Origin of the sequence: Gordonia sp. SID5947 (genome assembly GCF_009862785.1) — a bacterium.
Taxonomy (GTDB): domain Bacteria; phylum Actinomycetota; class Actinomycetes; order Mycobacteriales; family Mycobacteriaceae; genus Gordonia.
This window is the reverse complement of the sequence record NZ_WWHU01000001.1, coordinates 2038020-2050935: the sequence shown is the minus strand read 5'-3', so window position 1 is coordinate 2050935 and position 12916 is coordinate 2038020. Positions and strand designations below refer to the sequence as shown.

The following is a 12916-nucleotide window of genomic DNA, read 5'->3' as shown; positions in this document are numbered from 1 at the left end:
GATCAACTCGCCAGCGCTTGTTCGACGCGGGCCTTCAGATCCTGCGGTGTGGTGAGCTGAACATCCTGGCCGTTCAATCGAACCGTGGGAGTCGAGTTCACGCCGGACTTCGTCACGTCCTGGGTCTGCTGGGTGACCCAGTCCTCGAACTGACCGTCGGCGATGCAGGAATTGACGTTCGGCGCGCCGGCTTCTTTCGCGATGCTGTTCAGTTCGTTGTCGGGCAGACCTGCGCCGCCCTCCTCGGGCTGACGCTGGTACAGCAGGTCGTGGAACTTCTGCCACACTCCGAAGTCGCCGCCGCCCGCGGTGGACTCCGCGACGCAGGCCGATGCGTTCGCCGAGCGCGTCGAGTACTGGGTGCTCGATGCGTGGTCGAGGATGGCGATCGGGTGATAGTCGACAGCCACCTGTGGGTTCTCCCGTAGTTCGGCGATCGTGGAACCGAAGGATTCTTCGAACTGCCGACACGCCGGGCACTGGAAGTCCTCGACGATGGTGAGAACAGCCTTGGGTTCGGTGCCGGCCGGTGCCTTGGTGATCCGGTACGCGCCCGTATCCGTGGCGACGCTCACCTGCGACCCGCTCCCGGTGTCCGACTCGTTGGACATCACCGCCCACAACCCCACGGCCACAGCCACCGCGATCAGCACCACGACGGCGCCGACCCGGATGAGGATCGAGCGCCGTCGCTCCGCCTGACGCGGGTCGACGATCGGTTTGCGGGACGATTGACTCACAATTCCTCCGGGGGTCGGTACGCTACGCCGATTTGGATATCAGCAGATCCGGCGCACATCGGAATGGCCGACGGTCATGGGGGGCGCCTCCCGTGCTCGACTCGCCCCCGCGGCCAGGCGTGCGGGTGGCGTGATGTCGGGATACGGGCTCGCTGCCACGCCGTCACTCTAACGGAGGCGGTCTGTGAAGACGGTAAGGAGTTGCCGGGCGGGCCGAGGGGCCTGTCGTCGAGGGCGAACCCGCCCAAACCACGGCGATCCGGCGCCGAGTCCGTGTCGTAGACTCCAAGAGTCCGCCCGGCGCCCAGCGGCTCCACGGACCGCGATCGGCACGAACGTCGAGGAAGAACCCGCAGTGGGCAGTCGCCTCGGCCTCGCAGTCGGTCCCCGCCTCAGTAGCTCAGGGGATAGAGCATTCCTCTCCTAAAGGAAGGGTCGCAGGTTCGAATCCTGCCTGGGGCACTCCATCGCCGCGCATTGTTGCGGCTCTCCGGATTCTTTCCGCTGAATCGATTGTTTTCCCGCCGCTGAATGGGCATCGATGCCCTCTACCTGCAGGGTCTGTTTTCGCGGATCTCGCGATCGCGGTTCGGGAACTTTCGGTGATCACTTTCTCGGATCGGTATGTGCTATGTGCGTCATTGAGGCAAATTGTTGTTTTGGGCGGATTTTTCGCCGTTTATGACAGTGAGGTCGACGACAACGGGTTCGAGTGAGGCGAGGTCGAGGAAGGCAGAGGTCGAGGAGGCAATGGCCACATCACGGACACGCGCGAGGTGCAACGGTCTGGCAGTCGGGTTCATCGCGGCGGCCGGCACGGCGCTGCTGCTGGCGCCGCATGCGGTTGCCGAACCGCAGAGCGACGCACGGGCTGCGATCGCCGAAGTGGAGGAGCAGATCAGCTCAGGCGCCGCGGACCGTGGCCAGGCGGACACCGGTCTCGGCGCCGAGTCCGGAGAACTGACGACGGTCGGCGCGGGCTTCGAACGAGAGTTCGGCAACGGTGCGGTGACATATGACGAGGTGATGTACGGCAAGTCGACGGGAGCGTGGACGAGTTCACCCGATGCCACCTGGGCGGGGGAACTCTCCGACGTGAGCATGCCCGCTATGCCAGATCCCGACGTCCACGCCACCGCCGCCGCGAGCGCGTCGGATTCCGATACCGACGGATCGTCGTGGTGGTGGCTGCTCATCCCGTTCCTGCTGCTCCTGGTCGGACTCTTCTTGATCTGGCTGTTCCGCAAGGCGCGAGGACCGGCCGACGGGCCTGATGTCTCCGCGGAAGCCGAGCCGGTCGAGGCCGCCACGGAATCGCCGTCGCTTGATCGCGGCGCCCCCACGACGACGGCTGTAGCCGCCGCGGCCGGCGGCACGGCGGCTGCCGGTGTGGCGATCACGGACCACCGAGAGGGTGCGACCTCGAAGGGTGACGTCGAGGGGACCACGGCGGATTCAACGGAGGAGCCCGACGTGGACGAAGCCGCTGTCGGGGAGCCCACGGTCGGGAAGGCCACGGTCGGGGAGCCCGACGTGGACGAAGCCGCTGTCGAGGAGCCCACTGTCGAGGAGCCCACCGTCGAGGAGCCCACCGTCGAGGAATCACCGGAAACGACGAGCGCCGAACCCGCTCCTGACGGCGGCGATACGCCGAGGGTCACCCACGGTTCCGGCGACGGTGTCGGCTATTACATCGCCAACGGCCGTCACGAACCCGTCCCGGTCGGCGCGCATCTGCCCCTCGGCGATCCGAAACAGGCGCCCGACGGCTACCCGATCAAGGTGAGTGCCGCCGACGGCGTCTACTACACGCCGGATCACCCGTCCTATGCCGACCTCGACCCCGAGGTCTGGTTCGCATCCGCGTCCGCCGCCGAGTCGGCCGGCTTCTCGGAGGCCGCTTCGGACTGAGCACGGCACGCCAGGGCCGGCACGCTACGGTGTGTCCGTGGCTGCTACAGCGGATTCCAAGGTCGTTCTGGTCACCGGCGCCTCGAGTGGGATCGGGGCCGAGGTGGCGCGTCTCTTCGTGGAGCGCGGGCATACGGTGTACGGCACCAGTCGCAGGCCGGAGGCCGTCGCAGACCCGATTCCGGGAGTCAGCTACGTACGACTCGACAACGCCGACTATCAGAGTGCGATCGACTGTGCGCATGAGGTCGGCGCGGTCGATGTGCTGATCAACAACGCGGGTGAGAGTCAAGCCGGTGCGCTCGAGGACACCTCGATGACGGCGATCGAAGATCTGTTCGCCACCAACGTGTTCGGGCCGGTGGCGCTCACCAAGGCCGTCTTACCGGGGATGCGTGAGCGCGGCACCGGGACCGTGGTGATGGTCGGTTCCATGCTGTCCAGTTTCCCGGTGGCCTTTCGATCGAATTATGCCGCAACGAAATCCGCGCTCAAAGCATTCGCGATGGCGACCCGCCGGGAGGTCGCGCCGTACGGAATTCGGATGATCTCGGTGGAACCCGGAACCATCGCCACCGGGATCGGGGATCGGCGCAGCATCCACATCGGCGACGACTCCCCGTACCGCGCCGAATACGAGACCCTCGCCGCGGCCACGCGGAACAACGAGGATGCCGGGATCGACGCGACCACGATGGCCTCCGTCATCGTCGACGCGGCGCTGACCGATCATCCGAAGCCGTTCTACGCCAAGGGGAATCAGGCGGGGATCGTCTTTGCGTTGCGACGGCTGATGCCACGCCAGTTGATCTTGGACATGACGGCGCGCAAGCATGGTCTGCGCAAGGTGCGGATCTGACCGGATGCAGATCACACTGCGGGTCATCGGGATGGGCCCGGGCAATCCACGCCAGATCACTTTGGAAGCGATCGACGCCCTCGGCGACGTCGATGCATTTCTCGTGCTGGACAAAGGTGACGACAAGGGATCGTTGAACGCGACTCGTCGCGATATCCTCGCCAGGTATGCCGCGGACCGCCATCGGGTGATCGAGGTCGTCGACCCGCCGCGCGACCGGGAACCCGCCGACTACGACGCCGAGGTCCGTCGGTGGCACGCTGCCCGTGCCGCGCTCTTCACCGACGTTCTCACCACAGAGGTGCCCGACGGGGGAGTGGCGGCCTTCCTGGTGTGGGGTGACCCCGCGCTCTACGACAGCACCTTGCGCATCGTCGACGACCTGGCCGAACATTCCGGGCTCTCGATCGACGTCGAGGTGATTCCGGGTGTGACCAGTGCCAGCGCCCTCACCGCCGCGCATCGCATCGCGGCCAACCGGATCGGGGAACCGGTCCACATCACGACGGGGCGTCGACTCGGTGAGACCCCGCGCGGCGCCGACACCAATCAGATCGTCATGCTCGACGGCTCGCTGGCATTCCGGCGGACCGCCGACCCCGAGGACCACATCTGGTGGGGTGCCTACGTCGGCACCGACGACCAGATCCTGATCAGTGGCCGCGTCGGAGACGTCGCCGAGCAGATCGTCGCGGCACGGGCCGAGGCGCGTGCACGCATCGGCTGGATCATGGACATCTACCTGCTGCGAAAGGGCTGATCCACCCCGCCGACCGTGCGCACTCGTGCGCCGATCGTGCGTTCGATCACCGGCCCCGCCGCAATCTGCGCACAGTCGACGAGATGTTGCGCCCGATCGGCGGGGTGGCGGGCAGCGGGCCGATCACCAGATCTCATCGAGGGCGGCGAGGAGATCATCGCGAATCTCCTTGCGGCAGATGACGAAGTCGGGCATGTAGGGATGCGGCTGGTTGTAGACGATCGAAGACCCGTCGAGGCGGCTGCAGTGCAGATCGGCCGCGAGGGCGACACCGACCGGCGCGGCGTTGTCCCATTCGTACTGGCCGCCGGCGTGCACGTAGGCGTCGACGTCGCCACGGACGACCGCCATCGCCTTGGCTCCCGCCGATCCGATACCGATCATGTTCAACGACAATCGTCGCGACACCCACGCGCTCTCGTAGGACCCGCCATAGCGCGACGCCGCCATTCGCCCGGTGAGGGCCCCACTCGGCGGTTTCACGGCGTCGGACCGGAACACCTCGCCGACGGCCGGCAGCGCGACCGCCGCTGACGACACCGCGCCCGACTCGGTGAGCGCCACATGCACGGCCCAGTCGGCGGTGCCCGAGGAGAACTCGCTCGTACCGTCGAGTGGATCGATGATCCACACGCGGTCTGCGGTCGCCCGGTCGCCGACGTCGGCCCCCTCCTCGGACAGCACGGCATCGTGCGGTCGGTGCCGTCGCAGGACATTCGCGATCCAGGCCTGTGCCATCGCATCGCCGACGTCACCGAGGTGACGGCCGCCGAGCAGGCCGCCGTGGCGGACGCCCACGAGGATCTCGCCCGCACCTTCGGCGATACGCGACGCAAGTTCGGCGTCGGAAAGGCGGGAGATCATCTTCCTACTAGAGCACACTGGACCCATGCCTGAGCTCCCTGAGGTGGCGGCGGTGGCTGCCTATGTGGACGGTCGCGCGGCCGGGTTTCCCATCCGGCGGGTCGACGTCGCGTCGCTGGCCGTCTTGAAGACCGCGGATCCGCCCTACACGGCGTTGACCGGACGCCTGATCGAGTCCGTGGGCCGGATCGGGAAATACCTGGTCATCCGGACCGTTCCCGGGCCGGACAGCACCAACGGTGCGACAGATCGGGACCCGGTGATCAATCTGGTGATCCATCTGTCGCGGGCGGGATGGCTGCGGTGGAGCGAGCAACTCTCGCAGACTCCGCCCCGGCCCGGCGGCAAGGGGCCGATAGCGGTTCGCGTGCACTGCGGCCTGCCGGGTGAGGGGTTCGACGTCACCGAGGCGGGCACCCAGAAGCGGCTCGCGGTGTGGGTGGTGCGCGAGGTCGGCGAGGTCGACCGGATCGCATCGCTCGGGCCGGATGTCCTCGCGGTGTCCCGGGCGGAGTTCGGCACGATCCTCGCCGGCACCACGGGCCGGATCAAGAACGTCCTCACCGACCAGCGCACGATGGCCGGGATAGGCAACGCGTACTCCGACGAGATCCTGCACGACGCCCGGTTGTCGCCGTTCGCCTCGGCCAAGTCGCTGAGTGACAGCCAGGTGGACTCGCTCTACGAGACGACGCGGTCGGTGCTCACCACCGCGATCGGTCGGCTCGAGGGGCAGGAGGTCGCCCGGTTGAAGTCGGAGAAGCGAACCGGCCTGAAGGTGCACGCGCGAACCGGACTGCCGTGCCCGGTGTGCGGCGACACGATCCGTGAGGTGTCGTTCTCGGACCGATCGTTCCAGTACTGCCCGACGTGCCAGACCGGTGGGAAGGTCTTGGCCGACCGCCGTATGTCGCGTCTGCTGAAGTGACGTCGGTCGGCGGCACGGACGAGACCGCACGGTACGCGTGCGGGGCGTAGGGTCACATCTGGGTCGGGACGGGTCAGATCGTGGTTCCTCATCGTGGCCGAGTCGGCTTCGTGCCGGGCTCCGTGGGGAGCCGTCGGCGAGCGAGGTGGATCGGTGCGAGTGCTGGTTGTCGACGACGATGTGCGGGCGGCGGAAACCGTGCGCCGGGTGTTGGCGAGCGAGGGATGGAGTGTCGTCGTCGCCACGGACGGCGCGGAAGGTTTGTGGCGGGCCACCGAAGAGCAGTTCGACGTGGTCGTGCTCGACATCATGCTGCCCAAGCTCAACGGGTTTCGCGTCGTCCAGGAGATGCGTGAACGACAGGTCTGGACGCCGGTGTTGATGCTCAGCGCCAAGGACGGCGAGTACGACCAGGCGGAGGCCCTCGACTACGGCGCCGACGACTATCTGGTCAAGCCCTTCTCGGTGGTGGTCCTCAAAGCGCACCTCCGGGCGGTGATCCGGCGGGGCGGACGAGAGCGGCCCGCGATCCTCAGGGCAGGCAGCCTCACCCTCGACCCGGCGGAACGAAAGGTGGCCAGGGGTGACACCCCGGTCACCCTGACGCCTCGCGAGTACGCGCTCCTGGAGTTCCTGATCCGGAACAAGGAAACTGTGGTGTCCAAAAGACTCATCCTGGAATCGATCTGGGATGAGAATTATGAAGGTGACGAGAACATCGTCGAGGTCTACATCCGGTATCTGCGCAAGCGAATCGATGATCCGTTCGGGGTGCGATCGATCGAGACCGTACGTGGCGCCGGCTACCGGCTCTGTGAGGTCTGAGGACTCACTGAGACCTCTTCGGGGACAGATCCGCTCGCGGTGGTCGCGGGTGTCGTGTGGTCACGGACCTCGGATGCGGCCAATGGCAGTGTGATCGTCACGGTCGCTCCGCCCATGTCACTCTCGCCGATCGTCGCGGTGCCTCCGTGCGCACGAACGATCTCTTGGACGATGGCGAGCCCCAACCCGGCGCCGAACTGATTGCGGCGATCCACGTCGAGGCGAGCGAATCGCTGAAAGACGATGTCGCGGTCGCGCACCGGGATGCCGGAACCGTCATCGGCGATCGTCACCACGGCGACGTCGCGCTCGGCGTGCATCGTCACCGATACCATGGAACGGGCATGCCGGACCGCGTTGTCGATGACGTTGCGCAGTGCGCGAGTGATCTTGTCGCTGTCGCCGATCATCCGAATCGGTGTGATGTGCAGGCGGATTCGCGCCGAACCGAGCGACCGGACGCGAGCGACCTCAGCTGCCACCACGTCATCGAGGTCGATCTCGTCGAGGTTCACGGTGAGGCCGTTCTCGTCGGCGCGGGCCAGCATGAGCAGATCGTCGACCATCACCTGCATCCGCTTCGCTTCCGGCAGCAGGATCGTCCGAACAGTCGGCAGGTCGACGGACGAATCGGTGTCGTCGGCGAGATCGAGTATGCCGACGATGCTCGTCAGCGGACTGCGTAACTCGTGCGAGGCGTCCGCGACAAAACGGAGTTGGGCTTCGCGCGCGTTCTCCAGCCGCGACAGCATGTCGTTCATGGTGGTCGCGAGGGTGCTGATCTCGTCGTCGGCTGCCGGTACCGGCACCCGTTGCTCGAGTGCGGTCGCAGTGATCTCGTTGACCTGCTTGGTTATCCGGGATACCGGGCGTAACGATCGGCCGACCAGGAGGTACACCGCGCCCGCGGCGACGACCACCAACAGCGGGATCTCGACTGCCAGGATGATCCCCGTGATCCACTCGCTGTGGCGCACACCGGTCGCGCGGTCGAGTGCCAACACCGTGAAGTACTGATCGCCGTACTCGGCCCCCACCGCGGTGGCGCAGAACTCCCCACTGAACCCCGGTATCGAGACATCGTCGAAGTAGCGGTAGGTGTGTGGTGCCTGGTCGATCTCGATGATCGGACCGGTGGGGGCGCCCGGCGACGATCGCACCACCCGGCCGTCCGCGTCGATCACCTGGATGACGTCGACACCGGCGCCGGGCGCCAGGTCGTCCATGTCGACGCCGGGCACACCGCGGCGCTCGATCGCGGCCGCGATCTGATAGGCCTGTCGGCCGGTGGAGCGGTACATCGCCTCGTTGTTGGCCCGATGCAGCATGAACAGCATCGCCATCCCGCCGACCGCCAAGGCCACCGTGACGACGGCGGCGGCAATGATCGTCGATTGCATGCGCACACCACCGCGGTGCCGGATGACGTGCGGCAAGCTCTCTCGCGTGATCGCCACGATCAGGTGACCCTTCGATGTACGCCGTGTGCACATCGAGCGTATTCCCGTGAGGTCCCCTCGGCCAGAGCGCGCTTTCAGCAAACCTTCAGCGCCCGAGACGCATGGTTGTGCCATGGCGCGAGACCGGTCGACGGCGGAGCATCTCATGGAGGTGCTCCACGATCGGGGCGTGCGCGTCGCGTACGGGGTCCACGGCGCCAACATCGAAGACATGTACGCGGCGGCGCAGGCCGTCGGGATCTGCCCGGTGGTGGCCAAGCACGAGTTCGCCGCGGGCGCGATGGCCGACGGGACGACACGGGTCACCGGTCGTCCCGGTGTGGTGATGACGACGTCTGGTGGCGGAGCGATGAACGTCGTACCCGCGTTGGCCGAAGCCTACGACAGCCGGGTACCCGTGCTGGCGCTGATCGGCAGCGCGCCAACGGGTTTGGTCGGTCGCGGTGCCTTCCAGGACATGTTGAACCCGCCGGACACGATCGACCTGGTCGCTCTGATGGCCGCGGTGAGTGGTTCCTGCGCCGTGGTGTCGTCGCCGGAGACGATGGCTGCCGCGCTGGCGACCGCGTGGCACACCCTCGACCGTGGACTGCCCGCCGTACTCATCGTGCCGAAGGATGTCCAGGCCGCGCCCATGGCGCCCGGGACTCCGGCTCACCCCGACGTACCTCCGGAAAAGTACGCAACGTCTCCGGACGATCTCCTCGACGCGCTTGCCGAGCGGTTGGCGGCAACCGCGACGGTGCCGGGACGTGTCTGTCTGTGGGTGGGTGAACAGGCGTCATGGGAACGGCTCGGCACGCAGATCGGTGAACTGGCCGAGACAGTAGGGGCGACGACGGTGGCGTCGCCCGGAGGACGGGATGTCGGGACGCCCGACGATGGTTTTGCCGGGGTCACCGGCGTGATGGGGCACCCGAGTGCGCACGTCGCCATCCATAGGGCGGAGATGGTGATCGCGATCGGATGCCGGATGTCGATCACCGATCGGGCCGGTCTCGACGATGCGCTCCACTCGACCGACCTGACCTCCATCGGTCGTCACGGCGCGCGATTCGACGCCTGCGCACAGATCGTCACCGACGATCTCGAGCACACGATACGGATGCTGACGAAGCTGGTCGGCACGAAGATGTCGCGATCACCGGGGATACCGGCCGTCGTCGTCGAGCGTCTGCAGGTACCGCACGCACACTCGTCCCGACCGGACTCGCAGGCGGTCATCGAGACGATCGGTGCGCACCTCCCACCGACGTGCGCGGTGTTCGCCGACGCCGGCAATGCCGGGGCGGCCGCGCTTCACCACCTGCCGTTCTCGCCCGAGCAACGGTTCACGGTCGCGCTCGGCATGGGCGGCATGGGCCACGCGATCGCGTCGGGCGTCGGCAACGCGGTGCGGTGCGCGGTGGTGGACGACCGAACGCGCTCGATCGTGATCGCCGGTGACGGCGCCTTCTTCATGCATGGCATGGAGATGCACACCGCGATCGAGCATGACGCGCCGCTCACGCTGATCGTCCTCAACAACGACGCACACGGCATGTGCGTCACACGCGATCGTCTCTATTTCCCGGAGTTCCCGACCGTCAACCGGTTCCGGCCGAGCGCAATCGCGGCGGGGCTCGACGCGATGTTCCCCGGTCTGGTGGTCCGACACGCCGCGAATGTCATCGAACTCGGGAAGAGCTGCGCCGAACTCTTTGCCTCCGACGGGCCGAACTGTCTGGTGATCGACGTCGATCCCGAGGAACTACCTCCGTTCGCCCCGTTTCTCTGAAAGGAGCACGCATGACCGTGACAACCCCACTGGCCGATCTCGGTGACGACGCGATGACGCTGCCGGGGATCACCAGGATCGAGAGTCACCCGCGGGAGGTGGCCACCCCGGTGCTCGTCGACCGGCTGAGGTCGGTTTATCCCCATCAGCAGATCTACGGTGACTATTGCCCGGTCCAGGGATATGTGGATGCTCCGCCACGCGAGTTGTACAACTGGCTGTCGGACACACGGTCGCTGGAGGAGTGGACGTACAGCCTGCGCGGCTTTGTGCCCACCGACGAACCGGGCCTGTGGGTCGGCCGGGACCGGCTCGGCGATCACACCGAGATCTACACCCGGACCATCGCCAATCCGCACGCGATGACGGTCGACTATCACTGTGCATGGGATCAGGGCAAACATCTCTGGATGATCTACCTGATGCGGGTGGTCGACGCCCAGGTGGTGCTGGACAAACCCGGATCGGTGGTCCTGTGGCACAACTGCCATCATCCGTTCTACGACGAGAACCCGTATCCCGAGACCGCTCCGCCGGAACGTCCGGTATGGGTCGGGGATTTCTGGGACATGTTCTCTGCCGGTCACCAACTCGAACTCGAAAATCTCACGGCGATCGCCGAGTACCGGCATCACAACGGCCTGCCCATCACGCCGGATTGGATGCGCTCATGACATACGTTCCGTCACAGGCGATGCTGGTGGATCTCGCCACCTATCTGCCGGAGAATCGCGTGTCCGCAGAGTATTTCGCGCAGTTCGCGGAGAGTGACGATCTCGTCGGCAACGTCATGTTCCGGGCTCCCGCCTTTCGGCATCATGCGGCGGACGGGGAGACCTCGGCCGACATGATGCTGTCCGCGGCACGCGTGCTCACCGAACGCCATGGTGACGCCTTCTTCGACGACGTGGATGTGGTGCTCACGCACAGTCAGTTGCCCGAGGTGCCGGTGCGCGGATGCGGTGGTGAAGTGGCCCATCGGCTCGGTCTGCGGCCGTCCACCGTGCTCGACGTCCACAACGGCGGATGCGCGGCGTTCATCCACATGATCGACCTCGCGACCGCGCTGCTGCGCGCCAACGGTGGTCGACGGGCACTGCTCGGCCTCGCACAGAACAGCGCGGCGCAAGTGTTCACTCAGGAACAGGTACGCGGAAAGCCTCAGGCCGCCATCCCCGGAGACGGCTCCGCGGTCGCCGTTCTCACTCTCGACGGCGATCAGGGCAGCCCGATTCTCGGTCTGTCGTGCCGGTCGTACGGCCAGTACTCCGGTGACATGACCGGGGTGGCCGAGCCGCAGCGCAAATACTGGGAAGCGGGTCCGGGCCAGATCCACATCGGGTTCACCGAAGCGAAGATCGCCAAGGTCCTCGCCCGCGGCAACCGGATGGTGCCCGAGGTGGCGATCGAGGTGGCCGACACGATCGGCATCGCACCGGCAGATCTGGACTGGTTCGTCACCAATCAGCCGAACCGCATCTTCCTGCGCAATTGGCGTGAGGCGCTGGAACTCCCGGAGCATCGACACCCCGACACCTTCGACGAGTGCGGAAATCTCTTCGCGGTCGGTATCCCGGTAACCCTAGACACCGCGATCACCGACGGCCGGATCCGCGAGGGCGAGGTGGTGATGACGGCTGCGTTCGCCCACGCAGGCGACTTCGCCGCTGCCGCGGCGCTCCGCTGGGGCGGCCGACCATGAGTCCGCCGCTCGAACCGGATGCGCAACCCTGGCCGCTCGCACGACTCGACCTCAACGAATCCGCCTATGCGCCATTGCCTGCCGTGGCCGCGGTACTGGGAGACGTGATGGCGGAGGCCAACCGGTACCCCGACTTCCTGCCCGACCGGACCCGCGCGGACATCGCCGGTCACCTCGGTGTACCGGCTCGCCAGGTGACCGTCGGCGCCGGCGCGACGGGGGTCGCGTTGTCGGCCTTGCAGGTCTGTGCGCAACGTGCCGTGGCGGCCGGCATCCGCCGCCCTGCTCTGGTGACCGCGCTGCCCACCTTCGACGGATATCCGATTCTCGCGGAGATGGTCGGACTTCGTGTGCACGGCGTTCCCCTGGCCGGCGATGGCAGCGTCGATCTCGACCTGCTGCGGGCCGCGGTGACCGACGAGGTGGTGGCGGTGGTGGTGTGCTCCCCACACAATCCCACGGGTTCGTCGGTCGCGCCCCAGGCGCTGTACGAGTTCATCGACGCGCTGCCGCCGCACGTGCTCACGGTGGTCGATCAGGCGTACGTCGAGTTCTGCGACAACCCACCCGACCTACACCTGCTCGTCGACGTCCGCGACGACGTACTCGCGCTGCGGACGTTCTCCAAGGCGTACGGTCTCGCCGCGCTGCGGGTCGGATACGGCATCGGTGACGTCGGGGTGGTGTCGCAGGTGCGTCGGCACGAGGTGCCGTTCGCGGTCGGGCCGGCCGCGATGGCGGCTGTCCCGGTCGCCCTTGCCGCGGAAGCCGAACTCGCACAGCGTGTTCGATTGATGAAGTCGGAGCGCCGGCGATTGGCTGACATGCTCGCGGCGATCGGCTGCCCGACCCTGCCCAGCCAGGCGAACTTCCTGTTCCTGCCCGGTCCCGAGGGTGTTGCCATCGGCCGGCTCCTCCGGAGTTGCGGCGTGGCGACCAAGGAGTGCGAAGGTCACGGGATGCGCATCACGATCGGCGACCGTGCAGGCACCGACTATGTGGTCCAGGCGCTGCGGTTGACGGCCCTGACCGCCTGAGGCAACGTGCCCGTGTCCGCCGCGCCGGGGCAGTGACCGGAGTGCCTGGACGG

The 12916-nt window shown here is 66.8% G+C and carries 12 protein-coding genes and 1 tRNA gene; 10 read left to right on the top strand and 3 right to left on the bottom strand.

What is annotated here, in order from left to right:
- Positions 1-2 precede the first annotated feature (2 nt).
- Positions 3-740 carry a thioredoxin domain-containing protein gene (locus GTV32_RS09480; RefSeq protein ID WP_161060029.1) on the bottom strand — a complete coding sequence of 246 codons (738 nt, stop codon included), beginning with the start codon at positions 738-740 and terminating at the stop codon, positions 3-5.
- A gap of 389 nt (positions 741-1129) precedes the next feature.
- On the opposite strand from GTV32_RS09480, the gene GTV32_RS09475 reads away from it, so the two are divergent.
- The 4 genes from GTV32_RS09475 (at position 1130) to cobF (ending at position 4270) form a co-directional block, all read left to right on the top strand.
- A tRNA-Arg gene (locus GTV32_RS09475) sits at positions 1130-1202 on the top strand.
- A gap of 288 nt (positions 1203-1490) precedes the next feature.
- Positions 1491-2651, top strand: coding sequence for a hypothetical protein (locus GTV32_RS09470; protein ID WP_161060027.1), 1161 nt, complete (start codon positions 1491-1493; stop codon positions 2649-2651).
- Between the two features lie 37 nt (positions 2652-2688).
- Positions 2689-3510 carry an SDR family oxidoreductase gene (locus GTV32_RS09465; protein WP_343287268.1) on the top strand — a complete coding sequence of 274 codons (822 nt, stop codon included), beginning with the start codon at positions 2689-2691 and terminating at the stop codon, positions 3508-3510.
- Positions 3511-3514: 4 nt separating this feature from the next.
- Positions 3515-4270 (top strand): precorrin-6A synthase (deacetylating), encoded by a 756-nt coding sequence (gene cobF, locus GTV32_RS09460; RefSeq protein WP_161060023.1) that lies wholly within the window; start codon positions 3515-3517, stop codon positions 4268-4270.
- Between the two features lie 123 nt (positions 4271-4393).
- Here cobF and GTV32_RS09455 read toward each other — a convergent pair whose 3' ends face one another.
- Positions 4394-5134, bottom strand: coding sequence for a 3'(2'),5'-bisphosphate nucleotidase CysQ (locus GTV32_RS09455; RefSeq protein WP_161060021.1), 741 nt, complete (start codon positions 5132-5134; stop codon positions 4394-4396).
- A gap of 25 nt (positions 5135-5159) precedes the next feature.
- Between GTV32_RS09455 and GTV32_RS09450 the strand changes: the two genes are divergently transcribed.
- A complete protein-coding gene (locus GTV32_RS09450) occupies positions 5160-6062 on the top strand; it encodes an Fpg/Nei family DNA glycosylase (RefSeq protein ID WP_161060019.1) in 903 nt (300 codons plus the stop codon).
- Positions 6063-6215: 153 nt separating this feature from the next.
- Positions 6216-6887: a response regulator transcription factor gene (locus GTV32_RS09445; protein ID WP_161060017.1), complete on the top strand. Its 672-nt coding sequence runs from the start codon at positions 6216-6218 to the stop codon at positions 6885-6887.
- Here GTV32_RS09445 and GTV32_RS09440 read toward each other — a convergent pair.
- Positions 6866-8287, bottom strand: a complete 1422-nt coding sequence (locus tag GTV32_RS09440) for a HAMP domain-containing sensor histidine kinase (protein ID WP_202421721.1) — start codon at positions 8285-8287, stop codon at positions 6866-6868. The genes GTV32_RS09445 and GTV32_RS09440 overlap by 22 nt on opposite strands.
- A gap of 172 nt (positions 8288-8459) precedes the next feature.
- Here GTV32_RS09440 and GTV32_RS09435 point away from each other — a divergent pair, with 172 nt between their 5' ends.
- From GTV32_RS09435 to GTV32_RS09420, 4 genes are read left to right on the top strand one after another with little or no spacing between them, the layout of a single operon-like run.
- The gene (locus GTV32_RS09435) at positions 8460-10124 is read left to right on the top strand and encodes a thiamine pyrophosphate-binding protein (RefSeq protein ID WP_161060015.1); all 1665 of its coding nucleotides are present in this window, start codon (positions 8460-8462) and stop codon (positions 10122-10124) included.
- An 11-nt stretch (positions 10125-10135) separates the two neighbouring features.
- Complete coding sequence (locus GTV32_RS09430; RefSeq protein ID WP_161060013.1) at positions 10136-10798, top strand: SRPBCC family protein; 663 nt, start codon at positions 10136-10138, stop codon at positions 10796-10798.
- Positions 10795-11826 carry a 3-oxoacyl-[acyl-carrier-protein] synthase III C-terminal domain-containing protein gene (locus GTV32_RS09425; protein ID WP_161060011.1) on the top strand — a complete coding sequence of 344 codons (1032 nt, stop codon included), beginning with the start codon at positions 10795-10797 and terminating at the stop codon, positions 11824-11826. The genes GTV32_RS09430 and GTV32_RS09425 overlap by 4 nt, the downstream gene beginning before the upstream one ends.
- Complete coding sequence (locus GTV32_RS09420; protein WP_161060009.1) at positions 11823-12863, top strand: aminotransferase class I/II-fold pyridoxal phosphate-dependent enzyme; 1041 nt, start codon at positions 11823-11825, stop codon at positions 12861-12863. The genes GTV32_RS09425 and GTV32_RS09420 overlap by 4 nt, the downstream gene beginning before the upstream one ends.
- Positions 12864-12916 lie beyond the last annotated feature (53 nt).